This is a genomic window from Cellulophaga baltica (genome assembly GCF_900102165.1).
GTDB lineage: Bacteria > Bacteroidota > Bacteroidia > Flavobacteriales > Flavobacteriaceae > Cellulophaga > Cellulophaga baltica.
Genome location: NZ_FNBD01000001.1, coordinates 221,501 through 241,952, shown reverse-complemented (window position 1 = coordinate 241,952; position 20,452 = coordinate 221,501). Strand labels below are relative to the sequence as shown.

At 35.5% G+C, this 20,452-nt stretch carries 11 protein-coding genes; 8 read left to right on the top strand and 3 right to left on the bottom strand.

From position 1 onward, the window contains the following. The first annotated feature begins 126 nt into the window (after positions 1–126). A complete protein-coding gene (locus BLQ19_RS01080) occupies positions 127–951 on the top strand; it encodes a GIN domain-containing protein (RefSeq protein WP_074537131.1) in 825 nt (274 codons plus the stop codon). Between the two features lies 1 nt (position 952). Here BLQ19_RS01080 and BLQ19_RS01075 read toward each other — a convergent pair whose 3' ends face one another. Next, positions 953–3,217, bottom strand: a complete 2,265-nt coding sequence (locus BLQ19_RS01075; protein WP_074537358.1) for an acyl-CoA dehydrogenase family protein — start codon at positions 3,215–3,217, stop codon at positions 953–955. Between the two features lie 84 nt (positions 3,218–3,301). Here BLQ19_RS01075 and ruvB point away from each other — a divergent pair, with 84 nt between their 5' ends. Continuing rightward, positions 3,302–4,324, top strand: a complete 1,023-nt coding sequence (gene ruvB, locus BLQ19_RS01070) for a Holliday junction branch migration DNA helicase RuvB (protein WP_024481860.1) — start codon at positions 3,302–3,304, stop codon at positions 4,322–4,324. Beyond that, on the top strand, positions 4,324–5,652 hold the full coding sequence (locus tag BLQ19_RS01065; RefSeq protein ID WP_074537130.1) for a cytochrome P450: 1,329 nt from the start codon (positions 4,324–4,326) through the stop codon (positions 5,650–5,652). The genes ruvB and BLQ19_RS01065 overlap by 1 nt, the downstream gene beginning before the upstream one ends. 47 nt (positions 5,653–5,699) lie before the next feature. Here BLQ19_RS01065 and BLQ19_RS01060 read toward each other — a convergent pair whose 3' ends face one another. Next, positions 5,700–6,878 carry an ABC transporter permease gene (locus BLQ19_RS01060; protein WP_074537129.1) on the bottom strand — a complete coding sequence of 393 codons (1,179 nt, stop codon included), beginning with the start codon at positions 6,876–6,878 and terminating at the stop codon, positions 5,700–5,702. 1 nt (position 6,879) lies between these two features. After that, positions 6,880–7,635: an ABC transporter ATP-binding protein gene (locus BLQ19_RS01055; RefSeq protein ID WP_024481857.1), complete on the bottom strand. Its 756-nt coding sequence runs from the start codon at positions 7,633–7,635 to the stop codon at positions 6,880–6,882. A gap of 128 nt (positions 7,636–7,763) precedes the next feature. Here BLQ19_RS01055 and queG point away from each other — a divergent pair, with 128 nt between their 5' ends. From queG to sov, 5 genes are all read left to right on the top strand, one after another. Beyond that, positions 7,764–8,684, top strand: a complete 921-nt coding sequence (gene queG, locus BLQ19_RS01050) for a tRNA epoxyqueuosine(34) reductase QueG (protein WP_074537128.1) — start codon at positions 7,764–7,766, stop codon at positions 8,682–8,684. 169 nt (positions 8,685–8,853) lie between these two features. Beyond that, positions 8,854–10,164, top strand: coding sequence for an MFS transporter (locus tag BLQ19_RS01045; protein ID WP_074537127.1), 1,311 nt, complete (start codon positions 8,854–8,856; stop codon positions 10,162–10,164). 124 nt (positions 10,165–10,288) lie between these two features. Next, the gene (locus BLQ19_RS01040; protein WP_024481854.1) at positions 10,289–12,574 is read left to right on the top strand and encodes an NADP-dependent malic enzyme; all 2,286 of its coding nucleotides are present in this window, start codon (positions 10,289–10,291) and stop codon (positions 12,572–12,574) included. Between the two features lie 99 nt (positions 12,575–12,673). Further along, on the top strand, positions 12,674–13,255 hold the full coding sequence (gene ruvA / locus BLQ19_RS01035; RefSeq protein WP_024481853.1) for a Holliday junction branch migration protein RuvA: 582 nt from the start codon (positions 12,674–12,676) through the stop codon (positions 13,253–13,255). Positions 13,256–13,260: 5 nt separating this feature from the next. After that, positions 13,261–20,418, top strand: a complete 7,158-nt coding sequence (gene sov, locus BLQ19_RS01030) for a T9SS outer membrane translocon Sov/SprA (RefSeq protein WP_074537126.1) — start codon at positions 13,261–13,263, stop codon at positions 20,416–20,418. The last annotated feature ends 34 nt before the right edge of the window (positions 20,419–20,452 follow it).

The following is a 20,452-nucleotide window of genomic DNA, read 5'->3' as shown; positions in this document are numbered from 1 at the left end:
AACTTAACTATAATTTGGATTCATTTTTGCTAGATATAAGTTTTAACGCTAAGGGTTTATTGTCCATTTGTTTTAAAGCTTATTTAATTTGATTGTTACTTGAATCCTAACAAAACATAACCATAGATGAAATTTAGATTAATTACACTTGCCATTTTCTTATTTTTTATAAGCCTTACTTACGGTCAGCGTAAGCCTAAAATAAGAGGAAGTAGATTAGTGATTGAAACTACTCAGGAATTAGACCCTTTTACGGCTATAGAATTAAATGATGATCTCGAGATTGTTTTAAGGAAAGCATCAGATTGTGGATATAGCTTAGTGATAGATGATAACTTGGTAGATATATTAAAATTCAGGGTAGAAGACGAAACTTTAAAAATTAGCTCGTTCTATAATATAGTGGCTAAAAAGAAGATGGAGATTATTGTGTATTATAATACGCTAAATGCTCTTACTATGGTTGATGGTAAGATAGAAATGAAAGATCATATTAATACAGATGCTTTAGCAATTAGTACGTATGGTTCCTCTAAACTTCAATTAAATGTAGATGCTCAAACGGTAGAGGTGATGATGTTAGATAATAGTTTTGCAGAATTAAACATCGTTGCAGATACTTTAAATATGTCTTTTAAGGATAGAGTGGATGCCGAAATATTTGCAACAACAAAAGTTCAGAACTTTGATATGTATAAGAATGCCCAATTAAAAATCAATGGAAATACTGAGGGTATGAATGTCCATTTATTTGAGAACGCAAGTTTAAAAGCCAGCGACCTAGATGCAGGTGATGTAACTTTAGCACTAGAAGCATCTTCTAGTGCCTATATTAAAGCGTTTAATAACTTTTTATTAAGTTCTAAGGATTCTGCAAAGACCTATCTATACGGACCCGCAGCAATCACGATAGTCGATTTTTTAAATACCTCACAACTTAATAAGAGATAGCCTATTTTGCTATAGGGGCAGTTATTAAATATTCCGGAATTCCAAAGCCGTCTACCAGCGTATTTATATGAGGGCGTAATTCTGTGCAAATACGTTCTACACGTTGGCGGATGGCTTTTGATTTTGGACCACCAATATATCCCTGTTCTAGGTACCAAGTAGCATCATGTCTTATTTCATGTAAGGCGTGTAACGTACCTAGTTTTTCAAAAAGTGCTTTATTTTTCTCATCTCCAATAGTCTCTGTAAACTTTGTAAAGATTTCGTAAGATAATTGGCAACTATAAGCCTTTCCTAAGGCTAATAAGTGTGTTTGTACTTTTAAAAATGCTTGGTATGAAGGTACACCATCTTTGATATAATCGCGAATACGCATCGCTAAAGTATAGGTTAATCTTCTTGTTCTGTATTCAAAAGCATGCTGATGAAATTTTGGATTGTATAAATGATCAGGATCTGTCTTATTTGTGTAGATAGGATTTATGGTAGTTAGCTTATCATTTAGTTGTGATGTGAGTAGTTTTAATACCGATGCAAAGCCAGCACTATTAAACTCGGCCCTAAAGTCAGATAGTACTCCTTTTGCGGCTAATTGAAGTAAAACGTTATTATCTCCTTCAAATGTGGTAAAGATGTCTACATCGCCTTTTAAATCGGCAATACGATTCTCTATCAGATACCCTTTTCCGCCGCAGGCTTCTCTGCATTCTTGGATGGTATCATTTGCATACCAAGTAATAATAGATTTTAAACCGGCCACTTGCGTTTCAATCTCACGTTTATCCGTTTTGCTATCATCACTATATATTTTCATGATGTGCTGAAGGGTTACATCATAGACATATGCTTTGGCAATAGGTGGCGTTAATCGTAATTGATGGCTAGGGTAGTCCATCAATAAATCTTCTTGTATTTTTTTATTATCGTTAAACTGCCTTCTTTTTAACGCATGTTTTACCGCTATTGTTAGGGCTTTTTTAGCGCCTCCCAAGCCTGCTCTTGCTACACAGATTCTTCCGCCAACTAGAGTGCCAAGCATGGTAAAGAAACGTTTATTTGGATTTTCTATTTCTGAATGATAGGTGCCTTCTGCAGTAATATCTCCATATTTATTTAATAGGTTTTTTCGTGGAACACGTACTTGGTTAAACCATATTTTTCCATTATCCACACCATTTAATCCCAGTTTATATCCGTTGTCTTCAATTTTTACTCCAGGAAGTAGTTCATGATGCTCATTACGCACAGGAACTAAAATAGCATGCACACCTTCATTTTTGCCATTTACAATAAGCTGGGCAAAAACAGAAGCCATAGTAGCATCTAAGGCATTACCTATATATTCTTTATTGTCATTATTGCCAGGAGTATGAATGATAATGCTATCTGTCTCCTTTTCATAAGTTGCAGTAGTTTTTATACCTCGTACATTTGAGCCATGACCTGTTTCTGTCATAGCAAAACAACCTAATAGTTCAGCTTTTCCTGTGGTGTCCAAATACAAATCATGATGGTATTTAGTACCTAATTTTTGTATGCTTCCGCCAAAGAGTCCAAACTGTACCCCAAATTTTATAGCTAAGCTCCCGTCAACATACATGATGTTCTCAAAAATAAAGGCGTATCCAGGCATGTCTTCTGTGCCGCCATAGGCTCTAGGATACGCCATAGCGCCATAGTTATTCTTTGCTAATTCTTTTACTTGTTGTAAAACGGTAGCTCTAAATTTCTCCTTGTTTCGTTGAATCTCCCAATTGAATATTGGATTTTTTAAAACCTCATGAAATGCAGTGACACTAGCGGCAAATTCCCCTTTAAGTATAGCATCTAATTCGTTAGCACTGTAAAATTCTGAGGTAGCTTCTTGCTGTACGTCAACATCAAATAAATGATGGTAATGATTGGGTTGGATGCCTAGATTAAGTTCAATATGTTGTAATTGTTTATTTATGGGAGTCTCGGAAAAATAACGATCTACCAATCGTTTAGCTAAACTAGCTAAAGGGTAAGCATCATGCTCTATCAATTTAATATGAGCATTACTTATTGTGAGCCTCCATGACTTTAATTCTTGAGAAGAAGGTTTTTTGTTTTTATTCAACCACCCTTTTAGTGTTTTTTGATCCTCAGCGGTTAAGGTTTCATCGTCTTTAAATGCTGTAGTAACTATGTTTATTTCTGAAGCAGAGAGCAGGTCATCTGACCAAATCACATAGAAAAATGGAATATATTGTAAAACGCCTAAAGTGTAATGGTTCTTTTTCATAAGATGAAAATACAATATTCTATCCATAAATAATAAGAAATAGTTGCTTTAGAAGTATCTTAATTTTGCGCTATCTTTGTTATCATGAATGAGCATTTAGACCCTACAAATGAAAACTTTACTCCTGAAGAAGTAGATATAGACAAAGCACTTAGGCCCATAAGTTTTTCTGACTTTACAGGTCAAGATCAGATTTTAGAAAATCTAAAGGTTTTTGTAGAGGCGGCAAACTTACGTGGTGAGGCGCTAGATCACACGCTTTTTCATGGTCCTCCAGGACTTGGTAAAACAACTTTAGCACATATACTTGCTAATGAACTGGGTGTAGGGATAAAAATTACCTCAGGACCAGTTTTAGATAAGCCAGGGGATCTAGCTGGTTTATTAACCAACTTAGATGAGCGCGATGTACTTTTTATTGATGAAATTCACAGATTAAGCCCTATTGTAGAAGAATATTTGTATTCTGCTATGGAGGATTACAAAATAGATATTATGATTGAGACAGGGCCGAATGCGCGTTCTGTTCAGATAAATTTAAATCCGTTTACTTTGATTGGAGCAACAACACGCTCTGGCTTGTTAACATCACCAATGCGTGCACGTTTTGGAATACAAAGTAGATTACAGTACTATTCTTCAGAACTCTTAGCGACTATTGTTACGCGAAGTTCAGAGATTTTAAAAATGCCTATAACTGCAGATGCTGCCGCAGAAATTGCAGGAAGAAGTAGGGGAACACCTCGTATCTGTAATGCGTTATTGCGTAGAGTTCGCGATTTTGCACAGATAAAAGGAAATGGTAAAATTGATCTAGAGATTTCTCGTTTTGCTTTAAAAGCCTTAAATGTTGATGCACATGGCTTAGATGAAATGGATAACAAGATCCTTATAACCTTAATAGATAAGTTTAAAGGAGGACCGGTTGGGATTACCACGCTAGCTACCGCCGTTTCTGAAAGTGCAGAAACAATTGAGGAAGTGTATGAGCCCTTTTTAATTCAAGAAGGTTTTATTATGCGTACGCCAAGAGGTCGGGAAGTGACAGAATTAGCGTATAAACATTTAGGACGTATAAAAGGAAATATACAAGGAGGATTATTTTAATGCAGAAAACACCCATAGTTTCACAGTTCGAGGTCTTCAAGAATAGTAAAAGAATTTTAAAAAATCCGTTGCCTTTTCATCGCGAAAATTTTGAAAAATATGGAGATGTATTTAGAGTTAAAATTGGAGTCAAAGAGGAGTTGGCTTTTACACGAAGTCCACAGCTTATAAAGCACATTCTTCAAAAACAGCACAAAAAATATCATAAGTCTTCTTTACAGACCAAAGATTTGGCGAAGTATATTGGTCATGGGATACTAACGTCTAACGGTGAGCATTGGCGTACGCACCGGAGAATGGTGCAGCCTGCATTTCACAAAAAGAAATTGCAGAATTTGATGGCTACCATTCGGGAAGCAATCTTATTGGAAATAAAAAATATACCCGTAACTCATCCTATAGATGTATACCCTATCATGAGTAATTTGGCGTTTCAGGTAGTGGCCAAATCACTGTTTAGTAGGGATGATATTCAAGAAGAAATGTCACAGCTTCAGTATATCACAGAAACCAATCAAAGGATGCTGATTAAAGAAATGCGGCAACCTTATTTAAATTGGTGGTTTCAACTCAGTGGGCAAATAAGAAAGCATCTAAATTTAGCGAAAGATGGGCAAGCTATTTTGCATCAACTAATCGAAGGTCGTAGAAACTCGGCTGTGGAAAAAGATGACCTATTAGATATGTTATTGCAAGCCAGGTATGAGGATGGTACGGCAATGGCAAAAGAACAATTGATAGATGAAGTTTTAATTTTATTTACGGCAGGACACGAAACAACAGCCAATGCTTTAAGTTTTTTAGTGTTCTTACTAGCCAAGCATCCAGAAATTCAGGAGAAAGCATATCAAGAGGTGAAAAATATTACTTTAGAAGGTGATGATGTTTTAATACAACTTCTAGAATTGAAATATGTGCAGCAATGTATTGAAGAGGCGATGCGCTTGTATCCGCCAGCCTATATCATAGATCGAGTGGCTATAGAAGATGATGAATTTGAAGGCTTAAATATTCCAAAAGACTCCTTGGTTTTAATGAGTATTTATGAGCTTCATAGAAATGAAAATTTTTGGGAAGCACCGAACGAATTTAACCCAGAACGTTTTGATGCCTCAAAGAAGAAAGAATATCAGGAGTATTATTACCCTTTCGGAGCAGGTCCTAGAATGTGCGTGGGGAATAATTTTGCTATGTATGAAATGATCATTGCGGCTACAGAGCTTCTGCAGAAATATGAAATGACTACTGCTCTACCAGAGGTAACAATAAATCCGTTAATTTCTTTAAAGCCGGAAAATGTCTTAATTAGTTTTACAGCTAGAAACTAAAAAAAGCCACAGATTTCTGTGGCTCTTCATCTAATCTAAATTCTAAGTTATTTTAGAATTGCATTCTCGTCAGAGAATTTTTTATAGCTGAAATAAACAGCTCCTATTGCAAAAGCAATAAGTGAAATTAATATCACGGAATATTGTACCATGTCAATAGTTCCAGCCATGATTTCTTTAACACCTAAACCAATATTTAATACTGGAATTAATACGGTAGTCCAATTTAATTCTATACCTGGCATCATAGCCATAACCAACGGAATAATTATCAACATGATAATTGGTGATGCTTTGCTTTGTGCTTCTTTAAATGAGGTAGCGCCAGCAACTAATGCGATAATAAATCCTGATAAAAACAAAGCAAAAGGAATTAGTAATAATAATATTAACGTGATAGACTGAAAGTTTAGCATTTCACTAATTACCGATTTAAAAGAATCTGGAATCCCGTCAAAAAGTTTCAGTCCAACTATAAGTCCAATTAAGTTTAATAGTGCAGGGATAAAACCAAGCAGAGACGCTACAATAGCTTTTCCTAAGAGTACCTTGAATTTTGAAATAGGTAGGGATAAGGTAGTTTCAATAGTTTTTCGTTCTTTTTCTCCTGTTACTAAATCTACAGCCGCAAGTAAACAACCGCCCCACATGGTTAGGATAAAAAGGTAAGGGATAAAGCCTCCTATTCTTTTTCCTATAACTTCCTTCTGTTCTCCTACCTCAACATAATTCTCTGTAAAAGGAGTCATCTTTTGTGTAGGAATGTTTAGAATGGCAATACGTTCTTCTTTTAGCCTCGTATTGTACGTTTCAATTAATTTAGTGACTCTTTTATTGACATTTTCTTTTGATCCGTTTCTAAAAATTTGAACTTCACCAGTACTTAATTGTTCCATTTGGGAGTTCCAATCTGCTGGAAAAACAATGGCACTTTGTATGGTCTCATCGGCTATCAGAGCTTTGAAGTCTTCTACTTTTTCATAGGTAGTAACTTTGTTTAGCGTATCTGTAGCAATTAAAGCTGAAAATTCTGCAGGAGCATTTACAAGGCCTATTTTGACTGTTTTTTCCTGTTGTTGTTTCTCAATCATTTCGGTTACTTTCATAGCTCCGAAAATTAGAATAGGAATTAATACTGTTGGTAAAACAATAGAGTTTATTATGGTTTTTTTATCTCTTAGAAGCTCCGTAAGCTCCTTCTTTATAATTATAAATAAGTCGTTCATCTTAAGCTTGTTTTACGCGATTAATAAATTCTTGAGTCAAATTTGCAGCTTTCATCTCGCCTTTGAAATTTTCAAAAGTGTCATTGTAGATTATAGCTCCTTTATTAATAATAGCAAGATCATCGCACAATAAATCTACTTCACTCATAATGTGGGAAGAAAAAATTACTGTTTTGTTGTTTTCTTTTGATTCACGAATTAAATCAATAATACTCTCGGCAGTAATAACATCAAGACCAGAAGTTGGTTCATCAAAAATTAAAACTTCAGGATCGTGAATTAAGGTACGTGCAATAGATACTTTTTGCTTCATACCCGTACTCATTTGTCCGATTCTTTTTTTTCTGAAATCATTGATTCCTAATTTTTCAAATAAATATTCTTTACGTTCAGAAAGTTGTGCTTCTGGTATTTTGTAAAGTTTTCCAAAAAATTCAATAGTTTCATCTGGATTTAAACGCTCATACAAACCAGTAGAGCCCGTTAAAAAACCAATTCTCTTTTTTACTTCATCATTTCCTTTTGAAATATCAACGCCGTCAACTATAGCAGTACCCGAGCTGGGATTGATAATTCCGGCAATCATGCGGAGTGTGGTGGTTTTTCCAGCACCATTAGGTCCTAGTAGCGAAAAGATTCTTCCAGGCTTGCAATCAAAAGAAATAGCGTTTACCGCATGTACTGTGGTAGATTCTTTTTTAAACCCTTTTTTCGTAGTAGCGACAAAAGATTTGGTCAGATTTTCAATATGTATCATCTTAGTTGTTTAATTTGGTACGCTTAGTTAGTATCTAAAAAGATTATTTGTTACAATATTAATTTTCTTTTTAGAAAAAAGGCGTAAAAAGCAGCACTTTAATTTATAAGCTACTATTCTATTTTTAAATGAGTATTAAAGAAAAACATAGCGATTTAATTAAGGCGGAAGCATTGCGTCTCGGGTTTCTATCCTGTGGAATTTCTAAAGCAGATTTTCTTGCAGAGGAAGCACCTCGCTTAGAAAAATGGTTAAGAAATAATGCGAATGGTGAGATGCAATACATGGAGAATCATTTCGATAAGCGATTAGATCCCCGTTTGTTGGTGGATGATGCAAAATCTGTTATTTCTCTTACGCTAAATTATTATCCAGAGGAGCAACAAACATCAGATACTTTTAAAATTTCTAAATATGCATACGGTCAGGATTACCATCATGTTATAAAAGGAAAACTTAAGCAGCTACAAGAATTTATCTCGGAAGAGATAGGGGAAGTAGGAGGCAGGGCTTTTGTAGATTCTGCGCCTGTATTGGACAAAGCTTGGGCAGCAAAAAGTGGTTTGGGTTGGATTGGTAAACACAGTAATTTATTAACCCAAAAAACGGGTTCTTTTTATTTTATTGCCGAGTTGATTGTCGATTTAGATTTAACTTATGACCACCCTGTAACCGATCATTGTGGTACCTGCACCGCTTGCATTGATGCCTGTCCTACGCAAGCTATTGTGCAGCCTTATGTGGTAGATGGTAGTAAATGTATTTCTTATTTTACAATCGAATTAAAAAACGAAATTCCCCAAGAATTTCAAGGTAAATTTGATGATTGGGCATTTGGCTGCGATGTGTGCCAAGATGTGTGCCCGTGGAATAGGTTTTCCAAACCACATCAGGAGCCTTTGTTTAATCCGCATCCTGATTTATTGTCATTAACAAAAAAAGATTGGGAAGAAATAACAGAAGATGTGTTTAGAAAAGTATTTCAAAAATCTGCTGTAAAAAGAACAAAATTCTCCGGATTGAAACGAAATATCGATTTTCTAAAATAGTTTCGTAAAAACTATAACGATTTCGTTTTTAAATTTCTGTATTTTTTGATAACAAAACTTTAGATATTTTATTAAAGTATTATCTTCAGTCGCAAATAATAAGGATTGTGTAAAATTCTAAGAGTATTGTTAGAATAACATAATTTCATTTGTTGCTTAACTACGCGTCATGAAAATAAAAAAACCAAACTTAACCTTTTGGCAAATCTTTAATATGAATGTTGGGTTCTTAGGAATTCAATATAGTTTTGGATTACAGCAAACAGCTATAAATCCAATATTTTTATATTTAGGTGCACCAGAAGAAATGCTTCCGATATTAAATATTGCAGGTCCAGTAACAGGGTTAATAGTTCAGCCAATTATTGGAGCAGTTTCCGATAAAACCTGGTCTGCAAAATGGGGACGTAGAAAACCCTTCTTTTTGCTTGGGGCAATTTTAGGAAGTCTTTGTCTTTTTGCTTTTCCTCTAAGTCCTACATTATGGTTTGCAGTTGGCTTACTTTGGATTTTGGATGTAGGTAATAATATGGCAATGGAGCCGTATCGTGCCTTTGTTGGAGATAAATTACCAGAGAAACAATTGAGTCTGGGGTACCAAATGCAGAGTTTATTTGTGGGGGGAGGTATTTTATTGGCCACCTTATCTATTGTCTTATTTCAGCAATGGTTTGGTGGTGATGTAGAGGTAAAAGGTGCTATTCCGCAATGGTTGTATTATTCCTTTTTTATTGGTGCTGTTTTATCCATTACAACTATTTTATGGTCAGTATTAAAAACACCGGAAATTCCGCCTTCTGAAGAAGAAATGAAAGACATAAATGCGCATAAAGCCTTGTCTTTTTTAGAGCGGGTTAAGATGCCATTCATAGAAATTAGTAAAGCAATTAAAGAAATGCCTTGGTTTATGTGGATGCTTTCTATTGTATATTTATTTCAGTGGTATGCGTTGTTTGTTTATTGGCAGTTTATTACCCCATTATTTAGAACTACCATGGGCTATGATATTTCTACAGCAGCATCTCAATCTGCAAAAATGAGTTTAACGTATAATATTGTAACCGCCGTAGTAGCCTTAGTTTTGGTACCATTAACCTTGAAATTTGGAGGCAAGAAAGTATACGCTTTGAGTTTGTTTGGCACGGGTATGGCCTTGTTTGCGATACCTTATATTTCTGATCCTATTTTAGTTTTAATCCCAATGGTTTTATTTGGTATTGGTTGGGCAGCAATGATGGGAATACCTTACACCATGGTTTCGAAGATTGTACCGCAAGACCGACGAGGGGTCTACATGGGGATTCTAAATATGATGATCGTAATTCCAATGGGAATTCAAACCGTGACTTTTGGCCCTATTTTTAAAAATCTTTTAGGAGGTAGTGCTGTAAATGCAATCCTTTTTGGAGGGGTATTCTTTATTTTGGCAGGTGTTTTTGCTTTCCGATTGAAAGTTCCAAAAACAGGAATGGACTCCTAATCATAAAATTATAAAACGATGATATATAAGAAAGGCTTTAACAATTGTTAATGCCTTTTTTTATTGTAAATAGGTGGGCACTTAAAAAGAATACGTGTAAATTTGTTATTCAATTAATTAGAATATGAGCACAGAATCTAAACGTAGAGAAGCATTAGTATATCATGCGAAACCTCAACCCGGAAAAATAAAAATTGTCCCGACAAAACCATATGCGACCCAGAGAGATTTGGCATTAGCATATTCTCCAGGCGTAGCAGAACCGTGTTTAGAGATTGCAAAAGATAAGGAGAATGCCTATAAGTATACTTCAAAAGGTAATTTGGTAGCGATAATTTCTAATGGTACAGCGGTATTAGGTTTAGGTAATATTGGTCCTGAAGCCTCTAAACCAGTAATGGAAGGGAAAGGATTGTTGTTCAAAATATTTGCTGATATCGATGGTATGGATATCGAAGTAGATACTGAAGACGTAGAGAAGTTTATAGAAACAGTAAAAATGATTGCTCCTACTTTTGGGGGAATTAATTTAGAAGATATAAAAGCACCCGAAGCGTTTGAAATAGAGCGCAGGTTAAAAGAGGAGCTAGATATACCTGTAATGCATGATGATCAACATGGAACTGCGATTATTTCGGCCGCGGCCTTGTTGAATGCATTAGAAATAACTGGAAAAAAAATAGATGAAGTTCGTATCGTGATTAGTGGTGCGGGTGCAGCTGCCGTTTCATGTACAAGACTTTATAAAGCCTTTGGTGCTAAAGATGAGAATATCGTCATGTTAGATAGTAAAGGGGTGATAAGAAAAGATCGTGAAAACTTATCTGTTGAAAAGTTAGAGTTTGCGACCGATAGAAAAATAGATACGTTAGTTGATGCCATGCAAGATGCCAATGTTTTTGTTGGGCTGTCTATTGCAAATGTGGTAACTCCTGAAATGTTGCTTTCTATGGCTAATGATCCTATCGTGTTTGCTATGGCGAATCCTGATCCTGAGATTGAGTACGATTTAGCGATTAAAACCAGAAAAGATATTATCATGGCAACGGGTCGTTCTGACCATCCTAACCAAGTGAATAATGTACTTGGTTTCCCATTTATCTTTAGAGGTGCGCTAGATGTTAGAGCAACTAAAATTAACGAAGCCATGAAAATGGCGGCCGTTAAAGCTATAGCAGATTTAGCAAAAGAACCAGTACCAGAGCAAGTAAATATTGCTTATGGCGAAACAAAACTTACGTTCGGTAGAGAGTATATTATTCCAAAACCTTTTGATCCTCGTTTAATTGGTGAAATACCACCGGCGGTTGCTAAAGCAGCTATGGAAAGTGGCGTAGCTAAAAATCCAATAGAAGATTGGGATAAGTATAAAGAAGAATTATTACAGCGCTTAGGGAATGATAACAAGGTGGTTAGATTATTACACAACAGAGCAAAAATAGATAGTAAGAAAATTGTTTTTGCAGAAGCAGAACATTTAGATGTACTAAAAGCGGCTCAAATTGCCTTAGAGGAGGGGATAGCAACTCCGATATTATTAGGAAATAGAGAGGTTATTCTAGAGCTTAAAAAAGAAATTGAGTTTGATGCAGATGTGCTTATTCTAGATCCTAAGGATAAAGAATCTAGTGAGAAAAGAGATCATTATGCAGCGCGTTATTTTGAAACTAGAAAAAGAAGTGGCGTAACACTTTATGGTGCAAAATCTAAGATGCGCGAGCGTAATTATTTTGGAGCCATGATGGTTTTAGAAGGTGATGCAGATGGTATGATTTCTGGTTATTCAAGAGCATATCCTACAGTGGTGAAACCAATCTTTGAAGTAATTGGTCGTGCGGCTAATGTTAAAAAAGTAGCTACGGTAAATATTATGATTACAGATCGTGGCCCTTTGTTCTTAGCAGATACCTCTATAAATATAGATCCTTCTGCTGGAGAGATTGCAGAGATTGCAAAAATGACCGCCAATGTAGCCACTACTTTTGGTTTTGAGCCTGTAATGGCATTGTTATCGTACGCTAACTTTGGTTCATCCAACCATCCTAATGCAACTAAGGTTAGAGAAGCGGCAAGAATACTGCATGAATCTAATCCTGAATTGATAGTAGATGGTGAAATTCAAATGGATTTTGCTTTAAATAAAGAGTTGAATCAAGGGAAATTTCCATTTTCTAAATTAGCAGGGAAGAAAGTGAATACACTAATTTTTCCAAATTTAGAATCGGCGAACATCACTTACAAATTATTGAAAGAATTGAATAAGGCAGATAGTATTGGTCCAATTATGTTGGGTCTTAAAAAATCTGTTCATATTCTTCAATTAGGGGCCAGTGTAGATGAAATGGTGAATATGGCTGCTATCGCAGTTATAGATGCACAACAACGTGAAAAACGTAAAAAAGCTAAATAATCAAATTACAAGTTGGGCTAAAGTCAAAGAATATTCTTTGACTTTAGCTTTTTTAATATCGAAATAACACAAACCATATACCATTAAATAAAAGCCATTATGATACATCATTTGAAAGGAAAACTAGTAGAAAAAAATCCGACTCATGTGGTTATAGAATGTGGCGGAGTGGGGTATTTTGTAAATATATCCCTCCATACGTTTTCAAAAATTACAGACGCTGAAAGTATTCAGCTATTTACACACCTTCAAGTAAAAGAAGATAGCCATACTTTATTTGGCTTTTCAGAAAAATCTGAACGAGAAATTTTCCGTTTATTATTATCCGTTTCGGGAATAGGAGCAAGCATTGCGCGTACCATGTTATCTTCAATGACACCGAAGCAAATTAGAGATGCTATTGCCACTGGTAATGTATCGGCAATTCAATCTATAAAAGGAATTGGCGCTAAGACTGCGCAACGTGTTATTCTAGATTTAAAGGATAAAATCTTAAAAATCTACGATATTGATGAAGTTTCGTCAATTTCAAACAATACAAATAAAGATGAAGCGTTATCAGCTTTAGAAGTTCTTGGTTTTATACGTAAGCAGTCCGAAAAGATTGTTGACAAAGTTTTAGCTCAAGATGCTTCGCTTAGCGTGGAAGACATTATAAAGCTTTCGCTTAAAAATTTGTAAAGAGTTTGAAAAATAGGGCAAAACCAACTCTTAAATCATATAGATTTAAGCTACTAATCGTATTCATTATTTTCTTCGGAGTATCGCAGCTAACCAACGCGCAAGATACTAACGAACAAGAAGTAGATTCTGTGAAAACAGGCTATGCACTTGGGCGTATTAAAATGGAGAACCCTAAAAGCATTATTTCCAAATATACGTACGACGCAAACTTAGACCGTTACATTTACACGGAAACAGTGGGCGATTTTGATATTAGTTATCCAATTATTCTTACACCAGAAGAATTTCAGGAACTTGTTCGAAAAGAAACGATGAAGTCTTATTTCAAAGATAAGATGGATGCTTATGTTGGTAAGAAAGAAGGTAGTGAAGAGGCTAGAAAAAATCTTTTGCCTAACTTCTATGTGAATAATAGTTTTTTTCAATCTGTTTTTGGCGGGAATACTATAGAGGTAATTCCTCAAGGTTCTGTTGCGATGGATTTAGGAGTTATTTGGCAGAAAAATGATAATCCATCTCTTTCTCCTAGAAATAGAACCAATCTCTCTTTTGATTTTGATCAGCGTATTAGTTTAAGTATGCTGGGTAAAATTGGAGAACGTTTGCAGGTAAATGCAAATTACGATACCGAAGCAACTTTTGATTTTCAGAATATTGTAAAATTAGACTACACGCCAACGGAAGATGATATCATTCAAAAAATAGAAATAGGTAACGTTAGCATGCCTCTTAATAGCTCCTTAATTCAAGGGGCTCAAAGTTTGTTTGGGGTAAAAACACAGTTGCAGTTTGGAAAAACGACAGTAACCGCTGTTTTTTCTGATCAACAATCTCAAAATAATACGGTAGTAGCGCAAGGTGGTGGTGCTATTAACGATTTTTCTATTACAGCATTAGATTATGAAGAAGACAAGCACTTTTTCCTTTCACAATACTTTAGAGATACTTATGATAGGTCTTTAGAGAATTATCCTTATAAAAATACCTCCGTTCAAATTACACGATTAGAAGTTTGGGTTACCAACAGAAGTCAGCAAACCCTTAATGTTAGGAATGTAGTGGGTATTCAGGATTTAGGGGAGGCGGAATCTGAGAAAACTAGAATAGGCAGTATGGGTGGAGCCCCGGCAGGCTTTTTTAATACGTCTAGCGCAGGTAGTTTACCAAGAAACGGTGCCAATGATTTTGATCCGGCCCTGATAGGGAGCGGAGGGGCTTTGACAACATCTATTAGGGATATTGCCACGGTAGAGGCAGGGTTTAATATTTCTGGAGCATACCAGATAAATCAAGGTTTTGATTACGCAATTTTAGAGAATGCTAGAAAATTAACCGAAAGCACAGACTATCAATTTGATCAACAGTTAGGGTATATATCATTAAACCAACGTTTAAGTAATGATGAGGTCTTAGCAGTTGCATTCCAGTATACCTATAAAGGACAAGTGTATCAGGTGGGTGAGTTTGCGACGAGTAGTGACGCAACTACGACCACCACCACAGGAGTTACCACAGAGGTGAATAATAATACCTTAGTACTAAAACTTTTAAAGAGTAATATTACCACTGTAAATGATCCAATTTGGGATTTGATGATGAAGAACATTTATGCTACTGGAGCATACAGTTTAAGTCAAGATGATTTCAAAATGAATATCCTGTATACGGATCCAACCTCACGTAATTATATTACTAAGGTTAATGATATAGGGTGGCCGGCCAATTTGGAAGGTCGTATTCTTTTAGACGTCTTTAACTTTGACCGACTAAATGTTTATAATGATGTGCAATCTGGTGGGGATGGTTTTTTTGATTTCTATGAAGGAATCACCATAAACTCTAGAAACGGAAGTATAATATTTACCAAAGTAGAACCTTTTGGTGAATATATGTTTGAGACACTTGGTGGTGGGGTGTATGATGTAGCTAATGATCAAGGGTATAATGACAATCAGAAAAAGTATGTGTACAGAAATATGTATGCATTAACAAAAGCTGCTGCATTAGAAGATTCTGATAAAAATAAATTCCTATTAAAAGGGGAATATAAATCTACAAGTAGTAACGGTATTTCTATTGGAGCCTTCAATGTGCCTCAAGGATCCGTTACGGTAACAGCTGGTGGGCGTCAATTACAAGAAGGGATAGATTATACGGTAAACTATCAAGCGGGTACGGTTCAAATTATAGATCCATCACTACAAGCTTCAAATACACCCATCAATATATCCGTAGAAAATACGGCTGTATTTGGCCAACAATCTAGAAGATTTACAGGAGTTAACATAGAGCATCAAGTAAACAAAAACTTTCTTATTGGAGGAACCTTACTTAATCTAAATGAACGTCCGCAAACTCAGAAAGCTAATTACGGATCAGAATCTGTAAACAATACCATTTTTGGATTAAATACTAATTTCTCAACGGAAGTTCCGTTTTTAACGCGTTTGGTAAATAAATTACCGAATATAGATACGGATGTTCCTTCTAATTTATCGGTTCGAGCAGAGGTGGCAATGCTTAAACCGAGTACACCTAAGAATGATGATTTTGATGGAGAATCTACAACATATATTGATGATTTTGAAGGAGCGCAATCTTCTATAGATATAAGATCTTCTTTAGGCTGGTCTTTAGCGAGTACACCTTTAGAATTTGCCACGGGTGGTCAATTATCAGGAAGTTCACCAGATGATCCTTTAAATTTGGAAAATGGATATGGAAGAGCTAAAGTGGCTTGGTATTCTATTGATCCAATATTTTATACCAATCAAAGACCGTCAGATGTTTCAGATAGTGATGTATCTAAGAACTCCACACGTCGTGTTTTTATAGATGAAGTATTTCCAGAAACAGATCAAGCACAAGGGCAAACTAGAGTACAGACTACTCTAGATCTTGCGTATTATCCAAATGCAAAAGGGCCGTATAACAACAATCCAAATTTTACATCAGACCAGCCTACAGATAAGTGGGGTGGTATTATGCGTCCTTTAAGTAGTACTAACTTTGAACAGGCGAATGTAGAATACGTTCAGTTTTGGGTGTTAGATCCTTATGTAGATGGTGATGCTACTACTTCTGGAGAATTAGTCATTAACCTTGGTAATATTTCGGAAGATATTTTAAAGGATGGTAGAAAGCAATACGAAAATGGATTACCAGGCGTAGATAGCAATGATTTAGTTGCAGAAACTTCTTGGGGTAAAGTGCCATCAACGCAATCTTTGGTATATGCTTTTGATGTTAGTGAGGCCAATAGGGGGTTACAGGATGTTGGTTTTGACGGTTTATCAGATACGGAAGAAACTTCTATATTTAGTAACAATACAGGAAATGACCCTGCCTTAGATAACTATCAATATTATTTGAATAGAGATGGTGATGTATTAGAGCGTTATTTTGATTACAATAACCCAGAAGGAAATTCACCTGTTCAGGTTACCGATACAAACCGTGGGTCTACGACCTTACCAGATGTAGAAGATATAGATCGTGATTTAACAATGAACACGATTAATAGTTATTATGAATACCGTATTCAGATAAAGCCAAATACTACGGTTGATGATAAATATGTAACTGATATACGTGAAAATGAACTTACAGGTACTGAGATTCCTGATGGAACTACCGTGAATAGCCGTTGGATTCAATATAAAATTCCATTGTCAGATTTTACGGATGCTATAGGTGGTATCACGGATTTTAGATCTATGAGTTTTATGAGAATGTATTTAACAGGATTCTCTAGTGATGTGTCTTTACGTTTTGCAACTCTAGATTTAGTACGTGGCGATTGGCGTTCATATACCAAGTCTCTACAACCAGATGTAGATGATGATCCAACAGATGACAATACGATTGTAGATGTAAATACGGTAAACATACAAGAAAATGAAAATAGAGCTCCAATTCCTTATGTATTACCTCCAGGTGTAATTCGTGAGCAGTTAAATAATAACAATACAATCATCAATCAGAATGAGCAATCACTTTCTTTTTATATAGAAAACTTAGAATCGGAAGATTCTAGAGGGGTGTATAAAAATATCAATATAGATATCCGTCAGTATGAAAAATTAAAAATGTTCATGCATGCCGAAGAATTGTTTGAGGCAGATTATTTAGATGGAGAAACTCCTTTAGTAGGTTTCTTAAGATTTGGAACAGATTTTACACAGAATTTTTATCAGATAGAAATTCCATTAGAATTTACACCACATAATGCAACATCAGAAAGTGAAATTTGGCCAGAAAATAATGAGCTTAGTATTACTTTAAGTGATTTAGGAAAAGTGAAATCTTTTGGAATAGCCAATCAAACCCTAGCAGATGTTAATTACTATGAGGTTATTGATGGTACTGTTTTTCGTGTGGATGAATTTGCGGCAAGAACTCCGGGGGTTACGCGTATAGGAATTAAAGGTAACCCGTCTTTAGGTAGTTTGCGTAGTATGATGGTTGGGGTAAAAAACCAAGACAATCAACCGGCAAGAGGAGAGGTATGGTTTAACGAATTGCGTTTAGCGGGTATCAATAGTGAAGGTGGTTGGGCTGCCGTAGGAGCGGTAGATTTAAACATGGCCGATTTTGCAAATGTATCTGCTACGGGAAGTAAGAGTACTTCTGGTTTTGGATCTATTGATCAAAGTACAACGGAGCGATCTTTAGAAGATGTGGTTTCTTATGATGTAGTTACCAATGTAAATCTAGGTCAATTGCTTCCAACAAAATGGGGGGTGCAATTGCCATTCAATTACGGAATTTCTGAAGAAATAGTGACTCCAGAATATGACCCTGTGTATGATGATTTAAAATTAGATGATCGTATTAATGCAGCAACAACCGCGGAAGATAAGGAGGCTATATTAGAGCAGGCAGAAGAATACACAAAAAGAACAAGTATTAACTTTATTGGTGTTCGCAAGAATAGAGGCGAAGAGGCTGAAGAGAATTTTTATGATATTGAAAACTTTACGTTTAACTATTCATATAATGAAACAGATCATAGAGATTTCGAAATTGCCAGTCTAAGAGAGCAAACGGTAAATACCGGTTTTGTATACAATCATAATTTTAAACCTTTAACCGTTGCACCATTAGCTAAGAAAGATTCTATATTTAATGGAGCATATTGGAAATGGTTAAAAGAATTGAATTTAAATTTATTACCAACATCTGTTTCTATAAACTCTAACATTAATAGAGCGTTTAACCAGCAACGTTTTAGAGATGTGTTGGAGCCAGGAGTAGAAGCGCTAGAATTGCCATTGTTGCAACAACGTAACTATTTGTTCAATTGGCAGTATGCTTTGAACTATACGCTGACCAAATCTTTGCGAATAAACTTGCAGGCTTCTAATAATAATATTGTTCGTAATTACTTTAATCAAGACGAAAATTCTGCATCACAAATAAATCAAGATTTAGAGTTGTGGGATGGTTTCTGGGATATTGGCGAGCCTAACAGGCATGCGCAACAAATGACACTAAATTATGAGTTGCCATTTAAATTAATTCCGGCTTTAGATTTTATTTCTTCCCAGTATACGTACACTAGTAACTTTGATTGGCAACGAGGAGGAGATGCCCTTAATGAAGTTGCAGGAGAGAATATCAATACAGTGCAAAATTCAGGAACACATTCGTTATCTGCGAATATGAACATGCAAAAGCTGTATGACTTAATAGGGCTTAAAAAAGTAACCGGTAGTGCAAGAGCTAAAGCTGCTAGCGGCAGAAATGTAAAAACGGGTAAAGAAGAAGATTCAAATAAAACGAGTCCTTTGTTTAATACGTTTGTAGACGTCGTAACTATGGTGAAGCGTTTGAATGTGAACTATACTCAAAATAGTGGTACCGTTTTACCAGGGTATACACAATCAATAGGCTTTATAGGTACTACTAGGCCATCTTTGGGCTATATTTTTGGTAGTCAGCAATCAGATATTAGGTATGAAGCGGCAAGAAATGGTTGGCTAACAACCTTTGATGATTTTAATGATCAATTTGTTCAGAATGTAAATAAACGATTGAACATTACGGCTACGGCACAGCCTATAAGAGATCTGACTATTGATCTTTCTGCCGATAGGCAATATCAAAATAGATATGAAGAAAACTTTACGGTAAGCAGTCTTGGTGATGATCAATATGCTTACGAAGATTTATTAGGCAATGATTATGGTAATTTCAGCATCTCTACGGTGATGATAGGAACTATTTTTGGTAGTAGTGATGAGTTTACTTCTGAAGCTTTTGAGACTTTTAAAGAAAACAGACTTACTATAGCAAATAGGCTTGTTGCAGATAGAGGGCAAACGCCAGGACCTTTAGATGACGATGGTTTTCCAGAGCAATATGGGAAATCTAATCAGGAAGTATTGCTTCCTGCATTCTTTGCAGCTTATACAGGTCAAGGAGTAGATCGTGTGAATTTAGATGCCTTTAGAGATATTCCAATTCCAAATTGGAACTTGAAATATACTGGGTTGATGAACAGTAAATGGTTTAAGAAAAAATTTAAACGTTTTTCTGTGAGCCATGGGTATAGAGCATCTTATAGTATTAACTCTTTTCAGACCAACTTAGAAAAAGTACAATTGCAGAACGAAGGTTTGCCAGCAATTAATGCGGAGACTTTTGATATTTTACCAGATGACATTATCAGTAATGTGGTGTTGACCGATGAATTCAATCCTTTGGTTAAGGTAGATTTTGAAATGAAAAATTCTATGAGTGTCCTTGCTGAAATTAGAACAAGCCGAGTTTTATCGCTTAGTTTTGATAACAGTTTGCTTACAGAGATTAATGGTAAAGATTATACTGTTGGTTTAGGATATCGTTTTAAGGATGTGCAGATGGTTACCAATATTGGTGGTCAGAAAACAAGATTAAAAGGAGATTTAAATATTAAGCTAGACGCAACCATGCGTGATAATATTACTTATATACGTAATTTAGATATCGATAATAATCAAATTACCTCTGGTCAGAACTTGTTTTCAATTAAGCTAGGTGTAGATTATGCTTTGAGTAAAAATTTGAATGCTTTATTTTTCTATGATCATTCATTTACAAAGTTTGCTGTGTCTACAGCATTCCCTCAAACAACAATTAATACAGGGTTTACGATTCGTTATAATTTCGGAAACTAAACACAGTCATCTTTTTCTTGAATACCTTATATTA

Coding starts and splice junctions, on each gene's coding strand:
- BLQ19_RS01040 (WP_024481854.1), top strand. CDS start 10,289: ATGAGCACAGAATCTAAACGTAGAGAAGCATTAGTATATCATGCGAAA.
- BLQ19_RS01055 (WP_024481857.1), bottom strand. CDS start 7,635: ATGATACATATTGAAAATCTGACCAAATCTTTTGTCGCTACTACGAAA.
- BLQ19_RS01075 (WP_074537358.1), bottom strand. CDS start 3,217: ATGAAAAAGAACCATTACACTTTAGGCGTTTTACAATATATTCCATTT.
- BLQ19_RS01065 (WP_074537130.1), top strand. CDS start 4,324: ATGCAGAAAACACCCATAGTTTCACAGTTCGAGGTCTTCAAGAATAGT.
- ruvA (WP_024481853.1), top strand. CDS start 12,674: ATGATACATCATTTGAAAGGAAAACTAGTAGAAAAAAATCCGACTCAT.
- BLQ19_RS01060 (WP_074537129.1), bottom strand. CDS start 6,878: ATGAACGACTTATTTATAATTATAAAGAAGGAGCTTACGGAGCTTCTA.
- queG (WP_074537128.1), top strand. CDS start 7,764: ATGAGTATTAAAGAAAAACATAGCGATTTAATTAAGGCGGAAGCATTG.
- ruvB (WP_024481860.1), top strand. CDS start 3,302: ATGAATGAGCATTTAGACCCTACAAATGAAAACTTTACTCCTGAAGAA.
- BLQ19_RS01080 (WP_074537131.1), top strand. CDS start 127: ATGAAATTTAGATTAATTACACTTGCCATTTTCTTATTTTTTATAAGC.
- BLQ19_RS01045 (WP_074537127.1), top strand. CDS start 8,854: ATGAAAATAAAAAAACCAAACTTAACCTTTTGGCAAATCTTTAATATG.